At 71.1% G+C, this 24,923-nt stretch carries 26 protein-coding genes; 14 read left to right on the forward strand and 12 right to left on the reverse strand.

Going from position 1 to position 24,923, the window contains the following annotated elements; genetic code table 11:
- Positions 1 to 13: 13 nt before the first annotated feature.
- The 4 genes from pstA to phoB all read left to right on the forward strand — a co-directional run bounded on the left by pstA (position 14) and on the right by phoB (position 3,311).
- Complete coding sequence (pstA, locus tag AAHF99_RS19810) at positions 14 to 907, forward strand: phosphate ABC transporter permease PstA (RefSeq protein WP_342166191.1); 894 nt, start codon at positions 14 to 16, stop codon at positions 905 to 907.
- Between the two features lie 36 nt (positions 908 to 943).
- A complete protein-coding gene (gene pstB, locus AAHF99_RS19815; RefSeq protein WP_342166192.1) occupies positions 944 to 1,759 on the forward strand; it encodes a phosphate ABC transporter ATP-binding protein PstB in 816 nt (271 codons plus the stop codon).
- A 31-nt stretch (positions 1,760 to 1,790) separates the two neighbouring features.
- A complete protein-coding gene (gene phoU, locus AAHF99_RS19820) occupies positions 1,791 to 2,504 on the forward strand; it encodes a phosphate signaling complex protein PhoU (protein WP_342166193.1) in 714 nt (237 codons plus the stop codon).
- Between the two features lie 111 nt (positions 2,505 to 2,615).
- Positions 2,616 to 3,311, forward strand: coding sequence for a phosphate regulon transcriptional regulator PhoB (phoB, locus tag AAHF99_RS19825; RefSeq protein ID WP_243956897.1), 696 nt, complete (start codon positions 2,616 to 2,618; stop codon positions 3,309 to 3,311).
- Positions 3,312 to 3,315: 4 nt separating this feature from the next.
- On the opposite strand, the gene AAHF99_RS19830 is transcribed toward phoB, so the two are convergent.
- The 3 genes from AAHF99_RS19830 to AAHF99_RS19840 form a co-directional block, all read right to left on the reverse strand.
- Positions 3,316 to 5,448: a protein-disulfide reductase DsbD family protein gene (locus AAHF99_RS19830; protein WP_342166194.1), complete on the reverse strand. Its 2,133-nt coding sequence runs from the start codon at positions 5,446 to 5,448 to the stop codon at positions 3,316 to 3,318.
- Between the two features lie 73 nt (positions 5,449 to 5,521).
- Positions 5,522 to 7,348 (reverse strand): aminopeptidase P family protein, encoded by a 1,827-nt coding sequence (locus tag AAHF99_RS19835; RefSeq protein ID WP_342166195.1) that lies wholly within the window; start codon positions 7,346 to 7,348, stop codon positions 5,522 to 5,524.
- A gap of 40 nt (positions 7,349 to 7,388) precedes the next feature.
- The gene (locus AAHF99_RS19840) at positions 7,389 to 8,327 is read right to left on the reverse strand and encodes a 50S ribosomal protein L11 methyltransferase (protein WP_342166196.1); all 939 of its coding nucleotides are present in this window, start codon (positions 8,325 to 8,327) and stop codon (positions 7,389 to 7,391) included.
- 206 nt (positions 8,328 to 8,533) lie between these two features.
- Here AAHF99_RS19840 and AAHF99_RS19845 point away from each other — a divergent pair, with 206 nt between their 5' ends.
- The 6 genes from AAHF99_RS19845 to AAHF99_RS19870 all read left to right on the forward strand — a co-directional run bounded on the left by AAHF99_RS19845 (position 8,534) and on the right by AAHF99_RS19870 (position 13,651).
- Positions 8,534 to 8,746: a hypothetical protein gene (locus AAHF99_RS19845; protein ID WP_342166197.1), complete on the forward strand. Its 213-nt coding sequence runs from the start codon at positions 8,534 to 8,536 to the stop codon at positions 8,744 to 8,746.
- Positions 8,747 to 8,839: 93 nt separating this feature from the next.
- A complete protein-coding gene (gene modA, locus AAHF99_RS19850) occupies positions 8,840 to 9,652 on the forward strand; it encodes a molybdate ABC transporter substrate-binding protein (RefSeq protein ID WP_342166198.1) in 813 nt (270 codons plus the stop codon).
- The gene (modB, locus tag AAHF99_RS19855; RefSeq protein WP_342166200.1) at positions 9,649 to 10,344 is read left to right on the forward strand and encodes a molybdate ABC transporter permease subunit; all 696 of its coding nucleotides are present in this window, start codon (positions 9,649 to 9,651) and stop codon (positions 10,342 to 10,344) included. Before modA ends, modB begins: the two co-directional genes overlap by 4 nt.
- The gene (modC, locus tag AAHF99_RS19860; protein ID WP_342166201.1) at positions 10,341 to 11,450 is read left to right on the forward strand and encodes a molybdenum ABC transporter ATP-binding protein; all 1,110 of its coding nucleotides are present in this window, start codon (positions 10,341 to 10,343) and stop codon (positions 11,448 to 11,450) included. Before modB ends, modC begins: the two co-directional genes overlap by 4 nt.
- Positions 11,451 to 11,564: 114 nt before the next feature.
- A complete protein-coding gene (locus AAHF99_RS19865; protein ID WP_342166202.1) occupies positions 11,565 to 12,032 on the forward strand; it encodes a TadE/TadG family type IV pilus assembly protein in 468 nt (155 codons plus the stop codon).
- Entirely contained in the window at positions 12,029 to 13,651 is a 1,623-nt protein-coding gene (locus AAHF99_RS19870; RefSeq protein WP_342166203.1) for a TadG family pilus assembly protein, read from the forward strand. The genes AAHF99_RS19865 and AAHF99_RS19870 overlap by 4 nt, the downstream gene beginning before the upstream one ends.
- Before the next feature lie 179 nt (positions 13,652 to 13,830).
- On the opposite strand, the gene AAHF99_RS19875 is transcribed toward AAHF99_RS19870, so the two are convergent.
- From AAHF99_RS19875 to AAHF99_RS19900, 6 genes are all read right to left on the reverse strand, one after another.
- Positions 13,831 to 14,991 carry a M20 aminoacylase family protein gene (locus AAHF99_RS19875; RefSeq protein WP_342166268.1) on the reverse strand — a complete coding sequence of 387 codons (1,161 nt, stop codon included), beginning with the start codon at positions 14,989 to 14,991 and terminating at the stop codon, positions 13,831 to 13,833.
- Entirely contained in the window at positions 14,991 to 16,211 is a 1,221-nt protein-coding gene (locus AAHF99_RS19880) for a GNAT family N-acetyltransferase (RefSeq protein WP_342166204.1), read from the reverse strand. Before AAHF99_RS19880 ends, AAHF99_RS19875 begins: the two co-directional genes overlap by 1 nt.
- A gap of 59 nt (positions 16,212 to 16,270) precedes the next feature.
- Positions 16,271 to 16,576, reverse strand: a complete 306-nt coding sequence (locus tag AAHF99_RS19885) for a type II toxin-antitoxin system RelE/ParE family toxin (protein ID WP_342166205.1) — start codon at positions 16,574 to 16,576, stop codon at positions 16,271 to 16,273.
- Entirely contained in the window at positions 16,573 to 16,863 is a 291-nt protein-coding gene (locus AAHF99_RS19890; RefSeq protein WP_342166206.1) for a type II toxin-antitoxin system ParD family antitoxin, read from the reverse strand. Before AAHF99_RS19890 ends, AAHF99_RS19885 begins: the two co-directional genes overlap by 4 nt.
- Positions 16,864 to 16,936: 73 nt before the next feature.
- Positions 16,937 to 17,686, reverse strand: coding sequence for a glycerophosphodiester phosphodiesterase family protein (locus AAHF99_RS19895; RefSeq protein ID WP_342166207.1), 750 nt, complete (start codon positions 17,684 to 17,686; stop codon positions 16,937 to 16,939).
- A complete protein-coding gene (locus tag AAHF99_RS19900; RefSeq protein WP_243956858.1) occupies positions 17,683 to 18,159 on the reverse strand; it encodes a RidA family protein in 477 nt (158 codons plus the stop codon). The genes AAHF99_RS19895 and AAHF99_RS19900 overlap by 4 nt, the downstream gene beginning before the upstream one ends.
- Positions 18,160 to 18,399: 240 nt before the next feature.
- Here AAHF99_RS19900 and AAHF99_RS19905 point away from each other — a divergent pair, with 240 nt between their 5' ends.
- The 4 genes from AAHF99_RS19905 to AAHF99_RS19920 all read left to right on the forward strand — a co-directional run bounded on the left by AAHF99_RS19905 (position 18,400) and on the right by AAHF99_RS19920 (position 22,610).
- A complete protein-coding gene (locus AAHF99_RS19905; RefSeq protein ID WP_342166208.1) occupies positions 18,400 to 19,590 on the forward strand; it encodes an aspartate aminotransferase family protein in 1,191 nt (396 codons plus the stop codon).
- Positions 19,591 to 19,615: 25 nt separating this feature from the next.
- On the forward strand, positions 19,616 to 20,596 hold the full coding sequence (gene argF / locus AAHF99_RS19910; RefSeq protein WP_342166210.1) for an ornithine carbamoyltransferase: 981 nt from the start codon (positions 19,616 to 19,618) through the stop codon (positions 20,594 to 20,596).
- A 64-nt stretch (positions 20,597 to 20,660) separates the two neighbouring features.
- Positions 20,661 to 21,647, forward strand: coding sequence for an Hsp33 family molecular chaperone (locus AAHF99_RS19915; protein WP_342166211.1), 987 nt, complete (start codon positions 20,661 to 20,663; stop codon positions 21,645 to 21,647).
- Positions 21,648 to 21,692: 45 nt separating this feature from the next.
- Entirely contained in the window at positions 21,693 to 22,610 is a 918-nt protein-coding gene (locus AAHF99_RS19920; RefSeq protein ID WP_342166212.1) for a nucleotidyltransferase and HEPN domain-containing protein, read from the forward strand.
- 63 nt (positions 22,611 to 22,673) lie between these two features.
- Here AAHF99_RS19920 and speG read toward each other — a convergent pair whose 3' ends face one another.
- Genes speG through apaG form a run of 3 tightly spaced genes read right to left on the reverse strand, consistent with a single transcriptional unit; the run spans position 22,674 to position 24,856 of the window.
- Positions 22,674 to 23,243, reverse strand: a complete 570-nt coding sequence (gene speG / locus AAHF99_RS19925; protein WP_342166213.1) for a spermidine N1-acetyltransferase — start codon at positions 23,241 to 23,243, stop codon at positions 22,674 to 22,676.
- Entirely contained in the window at positions 23,240 to 24,409 is a 1,170-nt protein-coding gene (gene argE, locus AAHF99_RS19930; RefSeq protein ID WP_342166214.1) for an acetylornithine deacetylase, read from the reverse strand. The genes speG and argE overlap by 4 nt, the downstream gene beginning before the upstream one ends.
- A gap of 54 nt (positions 24,410 to 24,463) precedes the next feature.
- Positions 24,464 to 24,856 (reverse strand): Co2+/Mg2+ efflux protein ApaG, encoded by a 393-nt coding sequence (apaG, locus tag AAHF99_RS19935; RefSeq protein ID WP_243956838.1) that lies wholly within the window; start codon positions 24,854 to 24,856, stop codon positions 24,464 to 24,466.
- Positions 24,857 to 24,923: the final 67 nt, after the last annotated feature.

Consider the following 24,923-nt stretch of genomic DNA (forward strand, 5'->3'; position numbering starts at 1 on the left):
GGAGCCGATCCCGATGGATGCCACGAACCCCTTGGTGACGACCCCGTCCCCCCTCCGCGCCAGCCGCGTCCGCCCCGGTCGCCGGGTGGCGGACCGGGCCCTGCGCATCTCCTGCCTCGTCGCGACGGTGGTCGGCGCGGTGGTGCTCGGCTCGATCCTCCTGATGCTCATCGTCGAGGGCATCCGGGGCCTCAGCCCGACCCTGTTCACGCAGCCGACCCCCGGCCCCGGCTCGGAAGGCGGCGGCATTGCCAACGCCATCCTCGGCAGCCTCGTGCTGACGACGATCGGCATCGTCGTGGCGACCCCGGTCGGCGTGATGGCGGGCACCTACCTCGCCGAATACGGGCGGGGCTCGAAGCTCGCGGACATCATCCGCTTCCTCAACGACGTGCTGCTCTCGGCGCCGTCGATCCTGATCGGCCTGTTCGTCTACACCCTGATGGTGCGGCCGATGGGGACCTATTCCGGCTGGGCCGGCGGCGTCGCTCTGGCGATCATCGCCGTCCCGGTGATCGTGCGCACCACGGAGGACATGCTGCGGCTCGTGCCCGGCACCCTGCGCGAGGCCGGCGCGGCGCTCGGTGCCCCGGCGTCCAAGGTCATCACCTCGGTGACGTGGCGGGCCGCCTCCTCCGGCATCGTGACGGGCATCATCCTGGCGCTGGCCCGCATCGCGGGCGAGACCGCGCCGCTGCTCTTCACGGCGCTCAACAACAATTCCTGGTTCTCCCCCAACCTGATGGGCGGCGTCGCGAACCTTCCTGTGATGATCTACCAGTTCGCCCTCTCGCCCTATCCGAACTGGCAGGGGCTCGCCTGGGCCGGCGCCCTGCTGATCACCACGACCATCCTGGCCCTGTCGATCATCGCCCGCCTGGTGATCAAGCCGCAGAACGCCCGCTGAGGGCGTGACGTCCGAACCCATCACGAGGACATGACGATGAACGCCGCCTCCGCGCTGCCGACCGGGGACCTCAGCCGTGGCAACGCCGCCACCGACCGGGCCGTCCGCATCGCCGTCAAGAACCTCAACTTCTATTATGGGTCGTTCCACGGCCTGAAGAGCGTCAACCTCAACTTCTACGACCGGAAGGTCACGGCGCTGATCGGCCCCTCGGGCTGCGGGAAGTCGACCCTGCTGCGCTGCTTCAACCGCATCTACAGCCTCTACCCGGAGCAGCGCGCCGAGGGTGAGATCCTCCTCGACGGGCGCAACGTTCTCGATTCGAACGTCGACCTGAACGAGTTGCGCTCGCGCATCGGCATGGTGTTCCAGAAGCCGACGCCCTTCCCGATGTCGATCTACGACAACGTCGCCTTCGGCCTGCGCCTCTACGAGAAGCTGCCCAAGGCGGACCTCGACGTCCGCGTCGAGGAATCGCTGCGCAAGTCCGCCCTGTGGGACGAGGTGAAGGACAAGCTCAAGCAGCCCGGCACCGGCCTCTCCGGCGGCCAGCAGCAGCGCCTCTGCATCGCCCGCACCGTGGCCCAGAAGCCAGAGGTGATCCTGTTCGACGAGCCGACCTCGGCCCTCGACCCGATCTCCACGGGCCGCATCGAGGAGCTGATGGAGCAGCTGCGCGACGAGTTCACCATCGTGATCGTCACGCACAACATGCAGCAGGCCGCCCGCATCTCGCAGTACACGGCGTTCATGTATCTCGGCGAGCTGGTCGAGTTCGGCCAGACCGACAAGATCTTCATGAACCCGAACGAGCGCAAGACGCAGGACTACATCACCGGCCGCTTCGGCTGAGCCACCGACCACGAACCGCAGAGGTCTCGCCATGCCCGGCCACATCGTCACGTCCTACGACACGGACTTGGAAGACCTGCGCCGCTCGATCTCCGAGATGGGCGGCGTCGCGGAGAAGATGACCGGCGAGGCGACCCTCGCCCTCGCCCGGCAGGACGAGGCCCTGGCCCAGACCGTCATCATCGCCGACAAGCGCCTCGACACGCTCCAGCGCGAGATCGAGGAGAAGGCCGTCCTTCTCATCGCCCGGCGCCAGCCGCTCGCGGTGGACCTGCGCGAGACCATCTCCGCGATCCGCGTCTCCGGCGATCTGGAGCGGATCGGCGACCTCGCCAAGAACGTCGCCAAGCGCGTCACGGCCATCGCCGACCAATCGCCGGCGCAGAAGATCGTGCTCGGCGTGCGCCACATGAGCGACCTCGCCGAGGGGCAGCTCAAGGACGTGCTCGACGCCTATGCCAGCCGCGACACCAAGGCGGCGCATGACGTGTGGGAGCGCGACGGCGAGATCGACGCCCTCTACAATTCGCTGTTCCGCGAACTCCTGACCTACATGATGGAAGACCCGCGCAACATCTCGTTCTGCACACACCTGCTGTTCTGCGCCAAGAACGTCGAGCGGATCGGCGATCACACCACCAACATCGCCGAGACGATCCATTACCTCGCCACGGGCGAGATCTTCATGGGCGACCGGCCGAAGAACGACGCCTCGAACTACGCGACCGTCACCCCCGGCGCGTGAACCATCGCCGTCATCGCCTCCCCGGCGGTGACGGCTTCGGCGTATCAGTGTTGCCCGCCACCCTCGGTCGAGCCCGGCCGGGGGGAACGGGCGTGGAATGGACTCCCGAGCATGCGTGTCCTGATCGTCGAGGACGAAGAGGCGCTCACCACCCTCCTGCGGTACAACCTCGAAGCGGAGGGCTTCAGCGTCGATGCCGCCGCGCGCGGGGACGACGCGGAACTGCTCCTCGCCGAGCGCACCCCGGACCTCGTCCTTCTGGATTGGATGCTGCCGGGCCTGTCCGGCATCGAACTGTGCCGCCGCATCCGCGCCCGCCGCGAGACCGAGCGCATGCCGGTCATCATGCTCACCGCCCGGGGCGAGGAGGGGGACCGCGTGCGCGGCCTAGGCACGGGGGCGGACGACTACATCGTCAAGCCGTTCTCCGTGCCGGAACTGCTCGCCCGCGTCCGCGCGCTGCTGCGCCGGGCCAAGCCCGCCCATGTGGCCGACCGGCTGGCGGCAGGGGACATCGAGCTCGACCGCACCGGCCACCGGGTCCGGCGCGGCGGCCAGGAGCTGCATCTCGGGCCGACCGAGTTCCGCCTGCTGGAATTCCTGATGCTCAGCCCCGGCCGGGTCTTCTCCCGCGAGCAATTGCTCGACGGGGTCTGGGGGCACGACGTCTACATCGACGAGCGCACCGTGGACGTGCATGTCGGCCGCCTGCGCAAGGCGCTGAACGGCCCGCGTCAGGCTGATCCGATCCGCACCGTGCGCGGCTCGGGCTACGCCTTCGACGAGACCTTCTCGCTGGAGCCGTGAGAGGTCAGCGCGCCTCGGCCGTGCGGTCGGGGATCGCGGCCAGCGCCTCCAGCACCGTGCCCTCGGTGAGGATCTGCGGCAGGATCGTGGGGTCGCCGCCGCCCGCGTAGAGCAGGTAGAGCGGCACGCCGCTGCGCCCGTGTCGCTCCAGCAGGCGGGTGATCTCGGGGTTCTGGTTGGTCCAGTCGCCCTTCAGGTAGGTCACGCCCTTCGCCCGCATCGCCGCCTGCACGGACGGCCGCGACAGCGAGGTGGTCTCGTTGACGGCGCAGGTGATGCACCACGCCGCCGTCAGGTTCACGAAGACCGGCCGGCGCGCATCCCGCAGGGTGTCGAGGCGGGCTTGGCTGTAGGGCTCGGTGCCCTCGGCGGCGGCCTGCGCCGCCGGCATGGCCCGCTGCTGCGCCAGCCCGAAGCCGAGCGTCACCACGGCGATGATCGCGAGACCCGCGAGGCCCTGGAAGATGCGTTCCCCGAGGGCCGTCGCGCCCCGGCTGCGCTCCCAGGCCCAGGCGGCGAAGCCCACCAGCACCACGCCGATCAGGGCCGCGAACAGCCCCCGCGCATCAACCTGCTGCGCCAGCACCCAGATCAGCCACGCCGCCGTGGCGTAGACCGGGAAGGCCAGGGCCTGCTTCAGCGTCTCCATCCACGCGCCGGGGCGCGGCAGCACCCGCACGGCGCCGGGCCACAGGGTGAGGGCCAGGAAGGGCAGGGAGAGGCCGAGCCCCAGGGCCGCGAACACGGCCAGCGCTATGGCCGGCCCCTGCGTCAGGGCGAAACCCACCGCCGCGCCCATGAACGGCGCGGTGCAGGGGGTGGCGACGAGGGTCGCGAGGACGCCCGTGAAGAACGAGCCCGGCAGCCCCGAACGCCGCGCGAGGCCGTCGCCGAGGCCGGCGAAGCGTCCGCCGAGGCTGAACACCCCCGACAGGCTCAGGCCCACCGCGACGAGGAGATAGGCGAGCCCCGCCACGACCGGCGGCGATTGCAATTGGAAGCCCCAGCCGAGGCTCGCCCCGCCGCCCTTCAGGGCGATCAGCAGGCCGGCGAGGGCGAGGAAGCTCGCCAGCACGCCGGCCGTGTAGGCGAGGCCGTGCAGGCGCACGCGGGTCCGGCTCTCGCCCGATTGGCGCACGAGGCCGAGCACCTTGATCGAAAGCACGGGGAAGACGCAGGGCATCAGGTTGAGGATCAGCCCCCCGAGCAGGGCGAGGCCGATGGCGGCGAGCAGGGTCGGCTGGTCCGCCGCCGGGACGGGCAGGGCGCCGGCCGCCGCCGGGGGGGCGACGGCGGCGGAGGGCACCTGCGCCGGCTCGTCGCCATAGGCGAAGGCGAGGCGGACTAGGCCGTTGCCAGTGTCCTCCTCCACCGTCAGCACGCCGGGCAGGGAGAGGGGGAAGGTCTTGTCGTCGCCCCGTGTCAGGCTCAGGTGCAAGCCCTGGTCATCAACGCTGAGAGTTTGCTCGGCGGCGTTCTCGAGGGCGGTCTCGCCATAGGGGAAATAGGCGGCCGACTTGATCGAGTCCGCCCGCAGGCCGCTCGTGGCGAAGTCCAGGCGGATGCGGTCGCCCTCGCGGGACAGGCGCATCGGCCAGACCGGGGCGACGGGGAGCGCCGCCCGCGCGCGGGTGAACAGGGCGGCGTTGGCGGGGTCCGGCGTCGGCTTGCCCACGGGGAGGGTCAGGGCGAGGTCGGCCGCGCCCGGCACGCATTCGGTCTCGCAGACGAGGTAGGTGAGCTTGCCGGCGATCCGCACCGGCTCGGCCGGGTCGAGGCTCGGCGGCGGCGTGACGGGGACGAGGAGCGTCACCTCGTCCTCGTAGCCGTAGTTCATCAGCGTCGCGATGGGGATGCGGTGCGGCGCCGGCCAGCGGATCGCCCCCGTGCCGAAGCCGGCGGGCAGCGTCCACGTCACCTCCGGCGGCAGGCCGGAATCGCCGGGGTTGCGCCAGTAGACGTGCCAGCCGCGCTTGAGCTTCATGTGCACGGCAAGCGTGAAGGGCGTGCCGCCCGCCACCGCCGAAGGCTCGGCCACGAGGCTCGCCCGCACGAGGTCCGCCGGCACGCGGAAACCCTGCGCCAAAGCGGGGCCGCAACCGAGGCAGGCGAGGATCAGGAGAAGGCGGGCGATCATGCGGGACTCTTCGCGCCGGGCGGCGGAGGGTTTCTCGGCCTCCGCACCGGCTTAATTGGGGCAGGGGCGGGCCTTACGCCCCGAGGGGTTCCGTCGCGGCCTCCAGCCAGCCCCGCGTCGGCGCGTCGAGGAGCGGCGACAGGGCCGCGCGCACGCGGGCGTGGTAGGCGTCGATCCAGGCGCGCTCGCCCGGTTCCAGCAGGGACGTGTCGATGAGGCGTCGGTCGTAGGGCGCAAGCGTCAGGGTCTCGAAGCCGAGCACCGGCCGCTCGCCGCCCGGCACCGCGCGGGGCTCCACGAGGACGAGGTTCTCGATGCGGACGCCGTAGCGCCCGGCGGCGTAATAGCCCGGCTCGTTCGAGAGGATCATGCCGGGCTCCAGGGCCACGGTGCCGGTCTTGGCGATGCGCTGCGGCCCCTCGTGCACCGAGAGGAAGGCGCCGACCCCGTGGCCGGTACCGTGGTCGAAATCGAGCCCGGCCCGCCACAGGGGCAGGCGGGCGAAGCCGTCGATCTGCGCGCCGTTCGTGCCCTTGGGGAACACGGCGCGGGAGATGGCGACGTGGCCCTGCAGCACCCGCGTGAAGCGGTCGCGCATCTCCGCCGTGGGCTCACCGATGGCGAGGGTGCGGGTGATGTCGGTGGTGCCGTCGGGGTATTGCGCGCCGGAATCCACGAGGAACAATTCGCCCAGACGCACCGCCCGGTCGGTCTCCCGCGTCACCCGGTAATGGACGATGGCGCCGTTCGCGCCGGAGCCGGAGATGGTCGGAAAGGAGACGTCGCGCAGGTCGCCGCCCTCGGCGCGGAAATTTTCCAGCGCCTCGACGGCGGCGATCTCGGTGAGGTCGCCCCGCGCCGCCGCGCCGTCGAGCCACGCGAGGAAGCGCACCACGCTCGCCCCGTCGCGGCGGTGGGCCTCGCGGGTGCCGGCGATCTCGGCCACGTTCTTCACCGCCTTCATCGCGGTGATCGGGTCCTTCCCGACATCGACCGTGCCGCCGGCCGATTCCACGCGCTCCTTGAGGGCGACGGCGCCCGTGGCTCCGTCGAGGCGCACGCGGGCCCCGGACAGGGCGGCGATGCCCTCGTCGAGGTCGAGGCGCGCGCCGATCTCCGCGATGGGGTCGAGCGCCGCGCGCAACGCCGGGTCGATGTCGCCGGAGACGAGGTAGAGCCGCGCCCGGCCCTCGCGGGGCAGGATCGCGTAGCCGAGCGCCAGGGGCGTATGGCCGACGTCGCCGCCGCGCAGGTTGAACGCCCAGGCGAGGTTGTGCGGGTCCGAGATCACCAGCGCGTCGCAGGAATCGGCGACGAGCGCCGCGCGCACCCGGCCGAGCTTGTCGGACGCCGCCTCGCCCGCGAGGGATTCAGGCTGCGCCACGACCCGGCCGGAGGGGGGCTTCGGTCGCCCGGCCCAGCAGGAATCGACCGGGTTCTCCGGCAGCGCCCGGAGCGAACCGCCGGCCTTGGCCACCGCCCGTTCGAGCCGCGCGATCCCGTCCGGCGTGTGCAGCCAGGGGTCGTAGGCGAGCACCCGGTCGCGGCCGAGATGCTCGCCGATCCAGGCCTCCGCGCTGGTCTCGGCCAGGGGCACCACGCTCACCACGCCGGTATCGACCTGCGCGGGCGCCTGCAGGGTGTAGCGCCCGTCCACGACGAGGGCGGCGGCGTCGGTGAGGATCACGGCGGTGCCGGCCGAGCCGGTGAAGCCGGTGAGCCACGCGAGGCGTTCCGCATCGGCGGGGACGTATTCCGACTGGTGCTCGTCGGCGCGGGGCACCACGAACCCGTCGACCCCCGCTTCGCGCAGCGCGGCGCGCAGGGCCGCGATCCGCTCCGGCCCCTTGCGGTGGCCGGGATCGTCGAAGGTCTGGAAGCGGCGGCGGGACTCGGTCATGCGCGGAGCCTATCGCCCGCGAGGCTCGGCCCGCAACGGGTCACGGCGTCCGGACAGAGTTCGTCCGATGGCGCGGCGCGGCGCCGCCCCGGCGCAGGACGAGGTGGACCCAGCCCTCGATCACGCCGCGCTTGGACAGCGCGAAGCCCTGGTGGCGATAGGCCGAGAGGACGCTCGGCACGTCGCGCTCGATCAGGCCCGACAGGACCAGCGTGCCCCCCGGCGCCACCACGCGGGCGAGGCTCGGGGCGAGGAGCCGCAGGGGCCGCGCAAGGATGTTGGCGAAGACGAGATCGAAATGCCGGTCGCGCGCCGCCATGCGGTGGCGGGTGCCGCCGGCATGGTAGAGCTTCAGCCACGGGCCGAGGCCGTTGAGGCGGGCATTCTCCCGCGCGGTGGTCACGGCCTCGCCGTCGAGGTCGCCCGCCACGACCGGGCGGCGCAAGTCCTTGGCGGCGGCGAAGGCCAGGATGCCCGTGCCGGTGCCGACATCGAGGACATGGCGCGGCCGGCGGCGCTTGCGCTCGGCCACCAGCGCCCGCAGGCACCCCAACGTCGTGCCGTGATGGCCGGTGCCGAAGGCCAGCGCCGCCTCGATCTCGATGGCGAGGTCGTTCGCCCGCCGCGCCTCGCGGTCGTGGGAGCCATGGATCAGGAAGCGGCCGGCGCGCACCGGCTTCAGCCCTTCGAGGGAGGAGCGCACCCAATCCTGCTCCGCGATGGTGCGGAACTCGGCCTCATCGGCCTGCGCGCCGATCACCGGCCGGATCAGGCCGCGGACGAACGCCTCGTCGGGCTCGTCTGCGAAATAGGCTTCGAGGCGCCACGTCTTCCCGTCCTCGTCCTCGAAGGCGGCGACCGCCGTCTCGGTGGGATCGAACATCTCGCCCAGCAAGTCGGTCATCGCCCGCGCCGACTTCTCGTCGGTGTCGAGGCGGAGGACGTGAGTCGGGCGGTGGGGCGGCAGGCCTTCGAGCATGATCGCCCTGTTAGCGCGCCCGCCCGTCGCGGCACAGGGGCTGGCGCGAAATCGTGCCGGTTCGGACACGCTCCCGCGATTCTTTCACAGCCATGCACAGGATTGCGGCATCGAGGACAGGCGTTGACCACAGGAGCCCGGAACCCGCGCAGGGTGCCGACGTTTTCGGGAGCTTCGTCACGAAGTCGTTCAAGGGAAGCGTAAGAGTGAAGCGTTCGCGTCGTCCCCTCCCTGGCCAATCCGGCCCGCTCGGGCCGATCGTTCTGGCGCAGTCGGCCAAGGCCCGACGCGACGCCCGTTATGGCGCGCCGCTGCCGGATTCGCCCCTGCCGGGCCGCCTGCTCGTGGCCCTCAGCCGCCTCCACCGCGCCGAGGGCACCCCGTCCCTCGCCGCCGGGCAGACCTCCGACGAGGCCTGACTGCACATCACCCCTTGCCGGATTTCGCTCCGGTCATAAGATCATCGCGATAGCCGGCCGGATATAACGGTTCGGCCGGCGAGGGGTGTCTCCATGGCGATCACACGACGCATCTGGCTTGCGGCGGTGCTGGCGGCGCTGCCGTTGGTGTCGGGGCCGCCCGCACGGGCGGCGGAGCCGGTGGTGGTCTTCGCCGCCGCGAGCCTCAAGAACGCCCTCGACGACGCCTCCGCCCTCTGGACGAAGGACACGGGCAAGACGGCGCGAATCTCGTATGCCGGCTCGAACGCGCTGGCCAAGCAGATCGAGGCCGGGGCGCCGGCCGACCTGTTCATCTCGGCCGACGAGGCCTGGATGGACTATGCCGACAAGGCCGGGGCGATCCGGCCCGGCAGCCGGTTCAACTTCCTGCGCAACGCCCTGGTGCTGATCGCCCCGGCGGGGGCCAATGCGGGGTCGGACCCGCAGATCGCCCTGGCGCCGGACCTCGGCACGACGCTGTCCAAGGCGCTGGCCGGCGGCAAGCTCGCCATGGCCAACACCGAGGCGGTGCCGGCGGGCAAGTACGGCAAGGCGGCCCTGGACAAGCTCGGCGGCTGGGATGCGGTGAAGGGGCAGGTGGCCCAGGCCGAGAACGTGCGGGCGGCTCTGCTCCTCGTCGCCCGGGGCGAGGCGCCGCTCGGCATCGTCTACGCCACCGACGCCGCCGCCGACCGCAGCGTGCGGGTGGTGGCGACCTTCCCCTCCGACAGCCACCCGCCCATCGTCTACCCGGCGGCCCTGACGAAGGAGTCGCGGAACCCGGATGCGGAGGCGCTGCTGGCCTTCCTGAAGAGCGCTCCGGCGCGGGCGGCCTTCGAGCGGCAGGGCTTCACGGTGATCGGCGCGCCCGGCAGCGGGCATTGACCTTCGGCCTCGGCCCGGAGGAGTGGCAGGCCGTCCTGCTCAGCCTTCAGGTGGCGACCTTGGCCACGCTCGTCTCCCTGCCCCTCGGGCTCGGGGTGGCGTGGCTGCTGGCGCGGCGGCGCTTTCCGGGGCGGGCGCTCCTCGATGGGCTCGTCCACCTGCCGCTGATCCTGCCGCCGGTCGTCACCGGCTACCTGCTCCTCCTCGCCTTCGGCCGGAAGGGCGTGTTCGGCGCGCCGCTCGCGGAACTCGGCATCGTCTTCGCCTTCCGCTGGACCGGGGCGGCGCTCGCCTGCGCGGTGATGGGCTTCCCCCTGATGGTGCGGGCGATGCGTCTCTCCCTGGAGGCGGTCGATGCCCGCCTGGAGGACGCGGCCGGGACGCTCGGGGCCTCGCCCCTCATGGTGTTCCTCACCGTCACCCTGCCGCTGAGCCTGCCCGGCTGCCTCGCCGGGGCGGTGCTCGCCTTCGCCAAGGCGATGGGCGAGTTCGGTGCGACCATCACCTTCGTCTCGAACATCCCCGGGCAGACGCAGACCCTGCCCTCGGCGATCTACACCCTCACCCAGGTGCCGGGCGGGGAGGGGCCGGCTCTGCGCCTCACCCTCGTCTCCGTCGCCCTGTCGATCACGGCGCTCCTCGTCTCGGAGGCTCTGGCCGCCCGCGCCGGGCGCCGGCTGGGGGCGGGATGACGGAGCCGGCCCTCGCCGTCGATGTCGCCCTCCGGCGGGGGGCGTTCACGCTGGAGGCGTCCTTCGCCGCCGGTCCGGGGCTCACCGCCCTGTTCGGACGCTCGGGCTCCGGCAAGACCACGCTGATCGATTTGATCGCCGGCCTCGCCCGGCCCGACCGGGGGCGGATCGTGGCCGGCGGCCATGTCCTCGTGGACATTGCGGCCAGGCGGTTCCTGCCGCCGTACCGCCGCCGGGTCGGCGTAGTGTTCCAGGATGCGCGGCTCTTCCCACATCTCAGCGTCGCGCAGAACCTCGCCTATGGCCGGGTCTTCGCCCGCCTGCCGCACGATCCGGCGGAGTTCGCCGCCATCACCGGGATGCTCGGCATCGAATCGCTCCTCGCCCGGCAGCCGGCGGGCCTGTCGGGGGGCGAGCGCCAGCGCGTCGCCCTCGGCCGGGCGCTGCTCGCCAAGCCCCGGCTCCTGCTGATGGACGAGCCGCTCGCCGCCCTGGACGAGGCGCGCAAGGCCGAGATCCTGCCCTACATCGAGCGCCTGCGCGACGAGGCGGGCGTGCCCATCGTCTATGTCAGCCACTCCGTCGCGGAGGTGGCGCGGCTCGCCGCCACCCTCGTGGTGCTCGATGCGGGCCGCGTCGCCGCGACCGGCCCCGCCGAAACCCTCCTGCGGCGGGCCGACCTGATCCCCCTCCACGGGGAGCCCGGCGCCCTCCTCGACATGGTGGTGGAGGGCACCGACGCCGCCACCGGCCTCACCCGCCTGACGGGGCAGGCGGGTCCGCTGCTCGTGCCCGACCTCGCCAAGCCCCCCGGTACGCCCCTGCGCGTGCGCATCCCCGCCCGCGACGTGCTCGTCGCCACCGCGCCGCCGCGGGGGCTCTCCGCGCGCAACGCCCTGCCGGGCCGGGTCGCCGGCCTCGTCCCCGCCGGGACGGGGGTGCTGGTGGAGATCGATTGCCACGGCGCGATCCTGCTCGCGCGGCTGACCGAGGCCGCCGTGCGCGACCTCGCCCTCGCCCCCGGTCGGGAGGTCGTGGCGATCGTCAAGAGCGCGGCCTTCGACCCGGCCGGCTTCGGGACGGGCCGTCCGACCATCGCGATCTGACGCCGCAGGCTGCACGATATCGCAACGTTGTAGTCGCAAATACAACTATAAATTAGGTTTTAGATTTCTACCCTGGGTTGTATCTCGTCCCCGAGCCCCGGCCGGATCCGACCCATGCTCCTCGTCCATTCCCCCTCCCGGCGCACTGTATCCGCCCGGACCCGCTGGCGTCGATGGGCGTCCTGCGCCCGTGGCGGCGCGGCCGTGGAGTTCGCGTTGGTGGCGCCGATGCTCGTCACCCTGTTCTTCGGCATCACCGTGTTCGGGATCTTCCTCGGCGCGTCACACAACCTGCGATTGGTGGCGGCCGAGGCGGCCCGCGCCTCCATCGCCGGCACCACCGATGCCGAGCGGGCCACCCTCGTCCGGGACACGGTGATGCGCAGCCTCAGCCACGGCGCGATGTTCAAGCCGGGCAGCGTTATCGTGCAGGTCGGCGCCGATTCCGGCGATCCGGACGTCACGGTCGTGACTGTGACCCTCGACGCCACGAGCCTGGGTTTCGGCCTGTTCGGGCGCATCCTGCCGCAACTGCCGACCGTCCTGTCGAGCACGGTGAGCGTACGCCGGGGCGGGCTGTGAGGGCCGCACGGCATTTCGGACGGGCGCGGGGCGGCAACGTCGCGATCCTCGTAGCCCTGTGCTCGACGATGCTGATGGCGGTCGGCGCCGTCGGGATCGATCTCGGCGTCGCGGTCCAGACCAAGCGCAAGGCGCAGGGCGCGGCGGACGTCGCCGCCATGCTGGCGGCCATCGATGTCGGCCATGCCGGCGACCTCGCGCGCCGGTCCCTCGCGGATAACGGCTATGCCGCCTCCCAGGCGACCATCGGCACCGGGACCTACGATTCGTCCGCGGCGAACGGGGCGCGCTACAGCGAGGCCACGGGCGGCACCGGCAACGCCGTGCGGGTGAGGCTCACCGCCGCCGCGCCCGCGACCTTCGCCCGCGTCATCGGGATGCCGGGCTCGGTGCCGATCGCCGTCACGGCCACCGCCGCGACGGCGCAGTTCGCCGCCTTCAGCGTGGGCTCGGGGCTCGCATCCCTGGATGGCGGGATCGCCAACGGCGTCCTCGGCGCCCTGCTCGGCGCCAAGCTCTCCCTGAGCGTGATGGATTACAACGCCCTGCTCGGGGCGCGGGTGGACGGTCTGCGCGTCCTCGACGCGCTGGGCGCCAGCCTCGGCCTGCAGGCGGGAAGCTACACGCAGATCCTCCAGGCGAACGCCAGCGTCGGGCAGATCCTGATGGCGCTCCGGGTCGGCGCGCAGGGCAACGGGCCCGCCGTCTCGGCGCTGACGGGCCTCCTCAACGCCCTGCCCAATGCCGGGAACCTCGTGCCTGTGAGCCGGCTCGATGCCCTGGCCGATGCGGCGGCCCTCGCGCCGGGCAAGGGCCTCGCCGGGCCTGCGGTACCGGTGATGGGGCTCGTAAGCGCCGCCGCCGCCATTGCGAACGGCCAGAACCCGGTGGCGATCGATCTCGGGGCGACCATCCCCGGCCTGCTCTCGACCAAGCTGACGCTGGCCATCGGCGAGCGGCGACGCAGCTCCGGCTGGGTCCGCCCCGGCACCGCCAACGCCACCGTGCGCACGGCGCAGACGCGCCTGCTGATCGAGACGAGCCTGACGGCGCCCCTCGGGCTCGGGCAGCTCGCTCTCCCGATTCTCGTTCAGGTCGCCCCGGCCAAGGGCACGCTGCGCAGCCTGACCTGCTCGTCGTCGGGGGGGCGGCAGGTGGTGATCGACGGCCAGACCGGCATCGCGACGCTGGCCATCGCCGAAGTGCCGCGCAGCGCGATCACGACCGCCGACACCGGGCCGGACCTGTCGCAGCCCGCGACGCTGCTGGCCCTGCCGCTGGTGCGGGTCACGGGCCGGGCGCAGATGACGCTCGGCACCGGCACGCAATCGCTCACCTTCACCGATGCGGACATCACCGCGAAGACCCTGCGCAGCATCTCCTCCGGCAACGTGGCGCAATCCCTGACGGGGAGCCTGCTCGGGGGCCTCGTCCTGTCGGTGAACGGGATCGGCGCCGGGCCGCTGCTCCAGCCCGCGCTCACCCTCACCCTGAGCGCGGCGGCCCCGGCCCTGGATCTCGTCCTCAACACGGTGCTGAAGGTGGTCGGCCTGCGCCTCGGCTATGCCGATTTCGGCGTCGACGGCACCCTGTGCGGACAGGCCGTGCTGGTGCAGTAGGCGGGGCTCAGCCGAGCTGCGTCAGGAGGGTGAGGGCGCCGAAGATCAGCACCGCCGCGACGGAGACGCCGAGCAAGATCAGGCTCGCTCGCGATTCCTGCATGTCGGACGACATCGCGTCTCCCTCCTGTTGATCTGGTGGCCGGTGGAAGGTCCACCGGCCCCGGTTTCCGTCGAGCTTACGCCGCCGTGCGGCGCTCCACCATCCGCGCCAGGAAGGCGCTGCCGATGGGGATGATCGAATCCTCGAAATTGTAGGCGGCGTTGTGCAGCCCGGGCCCCGGCCCGGCCCCGAGCCAGACATAGGCGCCCGGCACCCGCATCGTCATGTCGGCGAAATCCTCGCTGCCCATGCGCGGGGTGGCGTGCGGATCGACGTTCTCGGCGCCGAGCAGTTCGGTGGCGATGTCCGTCGCGGCGGCGGATTGCTCCGGCGCGTTCTCCAGCACCGAGAACACGTCCTGCAGGTCGACCTCGATCTCCGCGCCGTAGGCGGCGGCGAAGCCCGCCGCCAATTCGCGGATGCGCGTGCCGGCGAGCTTGCGCACCTCGGCGTCGAAGGTCCGCACGGTGCCGGCCATGTGCGCCGTCTCGGGGATGACGTTGTAGGCCGAGCCTGCCGCGATTCGCGTGATCGAGAGCACGATCGATTTCAGCGGGTCGGCGTTGCGCGAGACGATGGATTGCAGCGCCTGGGCGAGGCCGGTGGCGACGATGATCGGGTCGTTGCCCCGGTGGGGCTGCGCCGCGTGGATGCCGCGCCCCCGGATGCGGATGTCGAAGAAGTCCGCCGCCGCCATGATCGGGCCGGGGCAGAGCTTGATCTGCCCGTGCCGCCCGCCCGGCTGGTTGTGCAGCCCGTAGATCTCGTCGCAGGGAAACTTCTCGAACAGCCCGTCCTTCAGCATGGCGCGGGCCCCGCCCAGGCCCTCCTCGGCGGGCTGGAAGATGAACACCGCCGTGCCGTCGAAGTCGCGGGTCTCGGCGAGATAGCGGGCCGCGCCGATCAGCATCGTCGTGTGCCCGTCATGGCCGCAGGCGTGCATCTTGCCGGGCACGGTGGAGCGGTAGGGGAGGTTGGTCTCCTCCTCGATGGGCAGGGCGTCCATGTCGGCGCGCAGGCCGATCCGGCGGCCGTTGTCGCTGCGGCCCTTCAGGAGCCCGACGACCCCCGTGCCGCCGATGCCGCGATGGACCTCGCAGCCGAACTTTTCCAGGAGGTCGGCGACGATGCCGGAGGTGCGCACCTCCTCGAAACCGATCTCGGGATGGGCGTGGAGGTCGCGCCGCAGGGCGGTGAGTTCGTCGGAGAAGCCTTGGATACGCTCGATCGGGTTCATCATGCCTGCTCGTCGGGGGTGCCGCGCCGGAAGGGGGTGAGGGTGTCGAGGACATCGACAGCCTCGGCCACGTGGGCGCGCTCTCGCTGCAAGTAATCGGCCACCGCCTTGCGCAGGGAGGGGTCGGCGATGTCGTGGGCGGAGTGCATCAGCACCGGGCGATAGCCGCGGGCGAGCTTGTGCTCCCCCTGCGCCCCCGCCTCGACCCGCTTCAGGCCGCGCGCGATGGCGAACTCGATGGCCTGATAGTAGCAGACCTCGAAATGCAGGAACGGGTGGTCCTCGACGCAGCCCCAGTTGCGCCCGTAGAGGGCGGTGTCGCCGATCATGTTGATGGCGCCCGCGATGTAGCGGCCCTCCCGCTTGGCCATGATGAGCAGCACGCGCTCCGCCATCCGCTCGGTGAGCAGCGAGAAGAACCGCCGGTTCAGGTAGGGGCGGCCCCATTTGCGGGCGCCGGTGTCCATGTAGAAGCCGTAGAACGCATCCCACACCGCCTCGGTCAGGTCGGACCCGGTGAGGTGCTCGATGGTGATGCCGGGCGCCAGGGCGTCGCGGCGCTCCCGCTTGATCGTCTTGCGCTTGCGGGAGGAGAGGGCTTCGAGAAAGCCGTCGAAGCTGGAATAGCCGTCGTTCTCCCAGTGGAATTGCTGGTCGGTGCGCTTCAGGAAGCCGGCGGCCCCGGCGCGCTCCCATTCGGCCTCGCGCATGAAGGTGACGTGGATCGAGGACGCCTCGACCTCGCCCCGCAGGGCGCGCAGGCCCGCGACGAGCCCCGCCGTCGCCTCGTCGGGATCGGTGCCGGGGGCGATGAGGAAGCGCGGCCCGGTCACGGGGGTGAAGGGCACGCTGACCTGCAGCTTCGGATAATAGCTGCCGCCGGCCCGCTCGAAGGCGTCGGCCCAGCCGTGGTCGAAGACGTATTCGCCCTGGCTGTGGGATTTCAGGTAGCAGGGCGCGGCCGCGAGCAGTTGGCCCTCGCGCTCCACCACGACATGCACCGGCAGCCAGCCGGTGCGGCGCGAGACGCAGCCCGATTCCTCCAGCGCCGAGAGGAAGGCGTGGGCGACGAAGGGATTGTAGGTCTCGTCCCCCGCCGCCAGGGTTTCGGGGGACAGGGCACAGGCATCCCAGGCCTGCGCACCGATCTCCTTGAGGCCGGGGAGCGCCCTCACCGTGAGGGCGGTGGCGTCCGGCGGCGGCGCGGAGGCTTGCTTCATGCCCGCCAGTCTAACGGCCGCCGGGGACGGGGCAAGCGGCGGATCGATGCAGGCGGGGATTAGCCGGACGGGAAGAGGATCGCGTCGATGTCCCGCGCGCCGCTGAGCACGCGCAGAACGTCGATGCGCGAGGCCGTCTCATCCACCCTGTAGAAGATCAGGTAGTCGCCGAATGGGCGACGCCGGATGCCGCTGGCTTCATAACCGCTGAGCAGCGGATAGCCCTTCGGCATGTCGCCCAGGGTCACGCAACGGGCCTCCAACTCGGCCACGAAGCTAACGGCGCGGGTAGGATTGTCCCGCCCGATATAGGTGCCGATCGCGATGAGGTCGTCGATCGCCCTCTCGGAGAGGACGACTCTCACGCAATCGTATCCTCGTCGGCGATTCCCAGGGCGGCGCGGACCCGGGCGAATGCCTCGCCGACAGGCACGAGCCGGCCGGCTTCGGCATCCGCCAAGCCCTCGGCCAGCGCGGCATCGAGCGCCTTCAGCCTCGCGGCCCGGTCATGCTCGGCCAGATAGCGGGTGCGGACCAGATCGCGGATGTACTCGCTCGGCGTGGCGAAAGCCCCCTCGCGGACCTTGTCCCGGACGAACTTCTCCAACTCGTCCGTGAGCGTCACGGTCATCTGTCCGCGGGGCGTGGGCATGGCGGGCCTCCTCGGCTGCTTATGCCACGCAGTGAAAATCACTGTCCATCCGAGGTCCATGCAGGTTGGGTTCTCAGGGCACGAACCCCTCGAACACCATCTGGTCCGCATGCGCGGCGGCGTTGGCGCGCTGGTCCGGGTTGCGCACCGTCCAGGCCATGACCGGGAGCCCCGCGAGGAGGCGGCAGAGCGAGGTCGGCGCGCAAGGCAGGTCGTCCACCCGCCAGGAGAGGAAGTCCGGCCGCGTGGCCTCGAAATGCAGGAGGTCGCGCAGGCTGCGGCGGCGGCTCTCCGTCATCGTCGCGTAGACGGGATCGTCCTGCCGCGTCTCCGACACGATCCCGCGCGGGATGCGGGTCGGCAGTCCCTCGCGGAGCGCTGCGACGATCTCGGGATCGAAGGATTTCAGCGCCACCGGGCCGTCATAGGCGGCGGCGATCTCGGCCGTGCGGCGGGCGAGGCGCAGGTCGCCGTCATAGGCCGACTTGATCTCCACGATCACAGGCACGGCGCCTCCCACCGCCGCCAGGAAATCCGGCAGGGTCGGGATGCGCTCGGCCGAGCCCGCCACGGTCAGCCGGCCGAGATCCTGCGCGCTCGTCTCGCCCACCCGCTCGCTCGCCCCCGTAAGGCGGCCCAGCGCCGGGTCGTGGAAGACCATCGCCTCGCCGTCCGCGCTGATCTGCACGTCGCACTCGATGGCGAACCCGCCGGCCACCGCCGCGCGGGCGGCGGCGAGCGTGTTCTCCGGGCGGCTCGCCGCGCGGTCGTGCAGGCCGCGATGGGCGATCGGCCGGGCGGTGAGCCAGCCGAACCCCGTCATCCTTTCACCTCGAACAGGCCCTCGACCTCGACGGCGGCGTCGAGGGGCAGTTCCGCGACGCCCACCGTCGAGCGGGCGTGCCGGCCGCGATCCCCCAGCACCTCGACCATCAGGTCCGAGGCGCCGTTCATCACCCCGGCCACCGCCGAGAAGCCGGGGGCGCTGTTGATGAAGCCGCCGAGGCGCACGCATTGCACCACCGCGCGGTCGAGATCGCCCACCGCCGCCTCGAGCTGCGACAGCAGGTTGAGGGCGCAGAGCCGCGCGGCCTCCTTGCCGGTCTCGGGCGAGACGTTGCCGCCGACCTTGCCGGTGTGGGTGGAGGCGATCTTGCCGTCGGCGCCGAAGCAGACCTGACCGGAGATCATCACGAGGTTGCCCGTGCGCACGAACGGCACGTAATTCGCCACGGGGGCCGCCGCCTTGGGCAGGCTCAGCCCCAGGGCCGCCAGACGTTCCTTGACCGTGCTCATGTGAGAATCTCCACCGGAATCCGGGGTTCTGGAACACGGGCGGGGCGGCCCGCGCAAGGGGAGGGGCCCCGTTGCGGACAGGCTTTCGCGGCCCGGGACGCACCTGCCGCGCGTGCGGCACAGCCCTTGCGCGATTGACAGCGCCGACCCGATTCATAGTAATCGCGCGCGTGCCGCCCGGTGATCGAGGCGGCACTTTCATTTGGTGCCGCCGAAACCTCGCGCGACGGAGACCGGACCGTGACATCCGCCCTTCTGCCGAACTACGCCCGCGCCCCCCTCGCGTTCGAGCGCGGTGAGGGTGCTTGGCTCTTCACGCATGACGGGCAGCGATACCTCGATTTCGGGGCCGGCGTCGCCGTGAACGCGCTGGGCCACGCGCATCCGCACCTCGTCGCCGCGCTGCAGGAGCAGGCGGCGAAGGTCTGGCACGTGTCGAACCTCTACCAGATCCCGGAGGGCGAGCGGCTCGGCCGGCGCTTCGTGGAGGCGACCTTCGCGGAGGTGGCGTTCTTCTGCAATTCGGGCGCCGAGGCGAACGAGGCCGCGATCAAGATCGCGCGGAAGTACCATGCGGCGGGCGGCCACCCGGAGCGCTACCGGATCGTGACCTTCGAGGGCGCGTTCCACGGGCGGACCCTGGCCACCCTCGCGGCGGGCGGGCAGCAGAAGTACATCGACGGCTTCGGCCCGAAGGTCGAGGGCTTCGATCAGGTGCCGACCGGCGATTTCGCGGCGCTCGAGAAGGCGATCGGCCCCGAGACCGCCGCCCTGATGATCGAGCCCGTACAGGGCGAGGGCGGCGTGCGCGTCATCCCCCCCGCCGACCTGCGCCGCCTGCGCGACCTCTGCGATGAGCACGGCCTGCTCCTCATCATGGACGAGGTGCAGACCGGCATGGGCCGCACCGGCAAGCTCTTTGCCTATGAGTGGTCGGGCATCGCGCCGGACATCCTCAGCGCGGCCAAGGGCATCGGCGGCGGCTTCCCGCTGGGCGCCTGTTTGACCACCAAGGAGGCCGCGCGGGGCATGGTCGCCGGCAGCCACGGCTCGACTTTCGGCGGCAACCCGCTGGCCATGGCGGTGGGCAACGCCGTGCTCGACGTGATCCTGTCCGACGGCTTCCTCGACCGCGTGGCCCGGACCGGGCTGGTGCTGAAGCAGAAGCTCGCGGCCCTGCGCGACAGGCACCCGCGCGTGATCCAGGACGTACGCGGCGAGGGGCTGATGATCGGCCTCAAGCTCGGCGTGCCCAACACCGAATTCGCCGCGGCGGCGCGGGAGGCCAACCTCCTCGTGATCCCGGCCGGCGACAACGTCGTGCGGCTAATTCCGCCGCTGATCGTCACCGAGTCGGACGTCGAAGAGGCGGTCCGGCGGCTCGATGCCGCCGCGAACGGGTTCTCGGCGCTGCGCGGGGCGGCCGAGTAAAGCGCCGCCGGAAAGTCCCTGACCCATGACCACCCAAACCAACGGCCGGGCAACGGCCACGGCCGGTCCCGGCGCCGCTGCCCAGCCCCGCCACTTCCTCGACCTCTCGGATTTCTCCGGGGGGGAGATCCGCCGCATGCTGGATTCCAGCGCCGCCATGAAGGCCCGGCGCCGGAAGGGTGAGCGCGCGGCCGAGCGCCCGCTCGTCGGCAAGACCCTGGCGATGGTGTTCGACCGGCCCTCGACCCGCACCCGCGTCTCCTTCGACGTGGCGATGCGCGAACTCGGGGGCGAGACGCTGATGCTCACCGGCTCCGAGATGCAGCTCGGCCGGGGCGAGACCATCGGCGATACGGCGCAGGTGCTCTCGCGCTTCGTGGACGCGATCATGATCCGCATCCTCGACCACGGGCAGATGTTGGAACTGGCCGAGAACGCCACGGTGCCGGTGATCAACGCGCTCACCAAGCACTCGCACCCCTGCCAGATCATGGCCGACGTGCTGACCTTCGAGGAGCATCGCGGGCCGATCCAGGGTCGCACCGTCGCGTGGTCGGGGGACGCGAACAACGTGCTGGCGAGCTGGGTCCATGCCGCCGCCCGGCTCGACTTCACCATGAACGTCGCCTGCCCGCCGGAGCTGGCGCCGCCCGCCTCGCTGATCGCCTGGGCGAAGCGTGAGGGGGCGAGGCTCAACGTCACCACCGACGCCCGCGCGGCGGTGGACGGGGCGGACGCGGTCGTCACCGATTGCTGGGTGTCGATGGGCGACGACGACGAGAGCCACCGGCACAACCTGCTCTCACCCTACCGCGTCGATGCCGCGCTGATGGCGGCGGCCAAGCGCGATGCGATCTTCATGCATTGCCTGCCGGCCCACCGGGGCGAGGAAGTCACCGCCGAGGTGATGGACGGGCCGCAATCGGTGGTGTTCGACGAGGCCGAGAACCGGCTGCATGCGCAGAAGGGCATCCTCGCATGGTGCCTGCAGGCGGCCGGCGCCTGAGGGCCGGGCCCTTTGGGAACCCCATGCCGAGTCACCATATGATGGGGGACTTCACGGAGAGACCATGACCGCAGGAACCGAGACCCCCGGCGTCGATGACGCGGTGCTGCCCTTCGCCGTCGAGGCCCTCGACGTGCGCGGACGGGTGGTGCGCCTGGGGCCGTCCATCGACACGATCCTGCGCCGTCACGGCTACCCGGATTCCGTCGCGCGCCTCCTCGGCGAGGCGGCGGCGCTCACCGTCCTCCTCGGCGCGTCCCTGAAATTCGAGGGCCGCTTCCAGCTCCAGACGAAGACCGACGGCCCGGTCGAGATGATCGTGGTCGACTTCGAGGCGCCCGACCGGCTGCGCGCCACCGCCCGCTTCGATGCCGAGCGCGTCGCGGCCCTGGGCAGCGCCCCCGTGCGCGATGCCGACCTGATCGGCAACGGCTACCTCGCCATGACCATCGACCAGGGCAGCGTCGCCAGCCGCTACCAGGGCGTGGTGCCGATGGAGGGCCAGAGCCTGGAGGAGGCGGCGCACCAGTATTTCCGGCAATCCGAGCAGATCCCCACCGTGGTGCGTCTCGCGGTCGCCGAATCCCTCGGGGAGGGGGACGGGCATTGGCGGGCCGGCGGCCTGATCGTGCAGTTCCTGCCCCAGTCCATCGACCGGGCGCGCCTCGCCGACCTGCCGCCGGGCGACATCCCCGAGGGCCACGCCCATCTCGGGCCCGATGCGCCGGAGGACGATGCCTGGGTCGAGGCGCGCTCGCTCGCGGCTACCATCGAGGACCACGAGCTCGTCGATCCCAACGTGTCGAGCGAGCGGCTGCTCTACCGGCTGTTCCACGAGCGCGGCGTGCGCGTCTTCGACCGCCAGCCGGTGCACGAGACCTGCCGCTGCTCCCGCGAGCGGGTGATGGGCATGATCCGCTCCTTCAGCCCGGAGGAGCGCCGGGACATGGTGGCCGATGACGGGCGCATCGTGATCACCTGCGAATTCTGCTCCCGCCGCTACGACCTCGCCCCGGCCGAGGTCGAGGCGGAGATCGCGCAGGGCTCGTAGGGGGTTTCGAAACGGCGACCCGTCGTGCTCTACCGGCGGGCGACCATGACGCTCGAAGACCGCCTCGCCCACCTGCCCGCCCGCAAGCGCCGCGACCTGACCCGCGCGGTGAAGATCCTGTTCGAGGAGTTCGAGGAGGCCCGCAAGGGCAAGCTCTCCGACAGGAAGAAGAGCGGGCGCATCCTTAAGGTGCTGCTTTACGGATCGCACGCGCGGGGTGATTGGGTCGAGGACCGGATCTCGGGCTACTTCTCCGACTACGACCTGCTCGTCATCGTGAACCATGACGATCTCGTGGAGGATTTCGACCTGTGGGAGACGATCCGCGACCGGTTCGACCAGATCGAACTGGTGAGTTCGGCCCGCCGCTCCACGGTGAGCTTCATCGTTCACAGCTATCAGGACGTGAACGACCAACTCGCCCGGGGACGGCCGTTCTTCGTGGACATCGACCGGGATGCCCTCGTTCTCTACGAGGCGGACGGCTTTCCCCTCGCTAAGCCCGGCCCACTCACGACTGAGGTTCGGAACGAGGAGGCGTGGCTGCACTTCGACAAATGGTATGCAAGCTCGATCTTCCGCGTCGACCTCGCCCGCTATTCTTCATTGCACGAACAATTGGCCATTGCTGCTTTCGAACTGCATCAAGCCGCCGAAGGACTGTATCACTGTGTCCTGCTCGTTCTAACGCTGTACAGCCCGAAACTTCACGCCCTGCGACGGCTTCGCCCGATGGCCGAGGGCATCGACCGCCGGCTGGTGGAGGCATGGCCGCGCAACGATCGCGTCAGCCGGCGCCACTTTAATCTCCTGCACGATGCCTACGTGAAGGCCCGCTACTCGCCGCATTACACGATCACGACCGAGGAACTGGACTGGCTCGCCGGGCGCATCGGGATCCTCCAGCGGATCGTCCACGACGTATGCCACGAGCACCTCGGCCCCCGGCCGGCCACGCCCTGACGCCTCCCGCCTCGTCCTCCTCGCGAGAGGAGCGAAGGAATTCTGGGAGAGCCCGGCCCCTCCTCAGGTCTTCAGCACCGGCTCGTTCGGATCGCCGCCGCCCCGCGCGGCGAGATAGTCGGGCTGGAACAGGCACATGCGCACCGCGTCGCGGTAGCGCCCGTTCACGAAGAACTCGTCCTTCAGCACGCCTTCGGGGCGGAATCCGCATTGCTCGTAGATCCGCACCGCCCGCTGGTTCTCGCGATCCACGTGCAGGTAGAGCTTGTGGATGTTGAGCACGCTGAACGCGTAATCCATCACGATCCGCGTCGCCCGCCACGCATAGCCCCGCCCCTGGAAGGACGGGTGGATCGCGATCTGGAACTCGCAGCGGCGGTGGAGATGGTTGATCTCCACCAGCTCGATCAGCCCCGCCGGCTCGCCGTCCGGTGCGGCGACGATGAAGCGGCGCTCGGTCTGGTTGTGGATGTTGCGCTCGTAGAGCTGCTGCAGTTCGGCGAAGGACTCGTAGGCCTCCTCGAACCAGTAGCGCATGATGCTGTCGTTGTTGTTCAACTGGTGGACGAAGCGCAGATCCTCGCGCTCCAGCGGCCGCAGCTTCACATACTCGTTGGCCCGAACCGGGTTCATGACGCGCACTCCGCGATCAGCCGGCGCAGGAAATCCTCGCCCGCCTTCAGCGCATCGAGAGTAATGTATTCGTCGGGCTGATGCGCCTGGGCGATGTCGCCGGGGCCGCAGACCACCGTCGGAATACCCGCTCCCTGGAAGCGTCCGGCCTCCGTGGCGTAGGGCATCGCCACCGTGCGGTTGCGCCCGGCGACGCGCAGCGCAAGGCGCTCGGCCTCCGAGCCCGGATCGGGGGCGAGGCCGGGGATGTCGACCTCCTCCAGGGTGTCGATCCGGCCGAACTCGCCGTAGCGGTTGAGGCGCCGGGCCGTCACCTCGGCCACCGCCGCGCGGAACAGGGTGGGGATCTCGGCTGGGTCGAGATCGGGCAGGCCGCGATACTCCCAGTGGAAACGACATTCCCGCGCCAGGATGTTGCGCGCCGTCCCGCCCTGGATGGTGCCGACATGGATCGTCGTGGCGGGCGGGTCGAACCGGCCGGAGGCGTCGCCGCGCTCGATCATCCGGTCGGCGATGCGGTTGAGGGCGGCGACCAGATCGCAGGCCGCCGAGACCGCGTTGGCCCCGAGTTCCGGCCGGGAGGAATGCGCCTCGCGGCCATGGACCGTGGTGAGGCAGGTGACGATGCTCTTGTGCGCGTCCGCCACGTCGAGCCCGGTCGGCTCGCCGACGATGCAGGCGCCGGGGCGGGGCAGGTCCTCGCCGAAGCGGGCGATGGCGTCCATCGGGCCGAGGCAGGTGGTCTCCTCGTCGTAGGAGAGGAGGAGGTGTATCGGCCGCGCGAGGTCGGCCTTCAGCATCTCCGGCACCAGGGCGAGCGCGGTGGCGCAGAAGCCCTTCATGTCGACGGCGCCGCGCCCGTAGGCCCGGCCGCCCGCGACGCGCAGGGTGAAGGGGTCCGAGGTCCAGGGCTGGCCGGCGACGGGCACGACGTCGGTGTGGCCCGACAGGACGATCCCGCCGTCGCGCGACGGCCCGAGCGTCGCGAGGATCGCGGCCTTGGTGCCGGTGGCGTCGGGGAAGCGGCGGACGGGCACGCCCCATCCGTCCAGATAGGCGCAGACCGAATCGATCAGCGCGAGGTTGGGCTTGTCGCTCTCGGTGTCGAACGCGACGAGGCGGGCCAGCATCTCGAGCGGGGACACCCGCTCGCCGTTCAAAGCCATGATCCCTCCGGGGCCGCCCGGCTCACGCGCTCCCCGCCGGTGACGCGGCCGCCGTCAGTGCAGGCTGCGGCGGACGTGCGGGCTGTCGAGGGAGAAGGCGGGAATCTCGGCCTCAAAGCTCTCGCCGGCCACCGTCGCCATCGTGTAGCTGCCGGCCATCAGCCCGTCGGGTGTCGTGAGCGGACAGCCGCTCGTGTAGCAGAACGACTCGCCGGGCTCCAGAACCGGCTGCTTGCCCACGACGCCGACGCCCCGCACCTCCTGGCATGAGCCGCGCCCGTCGATGATGCGCCAGTGGCGCGAGCGGAGCTGTACCTGCTCCTCGCCGTTGTTCACGATCTCGACCGTGTAGGCGAAGAAATAGCGACTTTCGTTGGGGGAAGACTCTTCCTCCACGAAGCGCGGCTGTACAGTCACGCTTATTCCGCGCGTCTCGGCCCTGTACATTGCCTTTGATCGCCCCCGAGGACTACAGCGATTCGACCCGCCCGGCCTTGGCCGCGCCATGAGCCCC

Origin of the sequence: Methylobacterium litchii (assembly GCF_038442315.1) — a bacterium.
In the GTDB taxonomy this organism is placed as follows: domain Bacteria; phylum Pseudomonadota; class Alphaproteobacteria; order Rhizobiales; family Beijerinckiaceae; genus Methylobacterium; species Methylobacterium litchii.

Excerpts from the sequence above, each read along its gene's own strand:
- AAHF99_RS19890 (WP_342166206.1), bottom strand. The coding sequence starts at position 16,863 with ATGCCCACGCCCCGCGGACAGATGACCGTGACGCTCACGGACGAGTTG.
- argE (WP_342166214.1), bottom strand. The coding sequence starts at position 24,409 with ATGGCTTTGAACGGCGAGCGGGTGTCCCCGCTCGAGATGCTGGCCCGC.
- pstB (WP_342166192.1), top strand. The coding sequence starts at position 944 with ATGAACGCCGCCTCCGCGCTGCCGACCGGGGACCTCAGCCGTGGCAAC.
- AAHF99_RS19865 (WP_342166202.1), top strand. The coding sequence starts at position 11,565 with ATGCTCCTCGTCCATTCCCCCTCCCGGCGCACTGTATCCGCCCGGACC.
- apaG (WP_243956838.1), bottom strand. The coding sequence starts at position 24,856 with ATGTACAGGGCCGAGACGCGCGGAATAAGCGTGACTGTACAGCCGCGC.
- AAHF99_RS19830 (WP_342166194.1), bottom strand. The coding sequence starts at position 5,448 with ATGATCGCCCGCCTTCTCCTGATCCTCGCCTGCCTCGGTTGCGGCCCC.
- modA (WP_342166198.1), top strand. The coding sequence starts at position 8,840 with ATGGCGATCACACGACGCATCTGGCTTGCGGCGGTGCTGGCGGCGCTG.
- pstA (WP_342166191.1), top strand. The coding sequence starts at position 14 with ATGGATGCCACGAACCCCTTGGTGACGACCCCGTCCCCCCTCCGCGCC.
- phoB (WP_243956897.1), top strand. The coding sequence starts at position 2,616 with ATGCGTGTCCTGATCGTCGAGGACGAAGAGGCGCTCACCACCCTCCTG.
- AAHF99_RS19880 (WP_342166204.1), bottom strand. The coding sequence starts at position 16,211 with ATGAAGCAAGCCTCCGCGCCGCCGCCGGACGCCACCGCCCTCACGGTG.
- AAHF99_RS19920 (WP_342166212.1), top strand. The coding sequence starts at position 21,693 with ATGACGCTCGAAGACCGCCTCGCCCACCTGCCCGCCCGCAAGCGCCGC.
- speG (WP_342166213.1), bottom strand. The coding sequence starts at position 23,243 with ATGAACCCGGTTCGGGCCAACGAGTATGTGAAGCTGCGGCCGCTGGAG.
- AAHF99_RS19900 (WP_243956858.1), bottom strand. The coding sequence starts at position 18,159 with ATGAGCACGGTCAAGGAACGTCTGGCGGCCCTGGGGCTGAGCCTGCCC.
- AAHF99_RS19895 (WP_342166207.1), bottom strand. The coding sequence starts at position 17,686 with ATGACGGGGTTCGGCTGGCTCACCGCCCGGCCGATCGCCCATCGCGGC.
- AAHF99_RS19875 (WP_342166268.1), bottom strand. The coding sequence starts at position 14,991 with ATGAACCCGATCGAGCGTATCCAAGGCTTCTCCGACGAACTCACCGCC.
- modC (WP_342166201.1), top strand. The coding sequence starts at position 10,341 with ATGACGGAGCCGGCCCTCGCCGTCGATGTCGCCCTCCGGCGGGGGGCG.
- AAHF99_RS19835 (WP_342166195.1), bottom strand. The coding sequence starts at position 7,348 with ATGACCGAGTCCCGCCGCCGCTTCCAGACCTTCGACGATCCCGGCCAC.
- phoU (WP_342166193.1), top strand. The coding sequence starts at position 1,791 with ATGCCCGGCCACATCGTCACGTCCTACGACACGGACTTGGAAGACCTG.
- argF (WP_342166210.1), top strand. The coding sequence starts at position 19,616 with ATGACCACCCAAACCAACGGCCGGGCAACGGCCACGGCCGGTCCCGGC.
- AAHF99_RS19840 (WP_342166196.1), bottom strand. The coding sequence starts at position 8,327 with ATGCTCGAAGGCCTGCCGCCCCACCGCCCGACTCACGTCCTCCGCCTC.
- AAHF99_RS19915 (WP_342166211.1), top strand. The coding sequence starts at position 20,661 with ATGACCGCAGGAACCGAGACCCCCGGCGTCGATGACGCGGTGCTGCCC.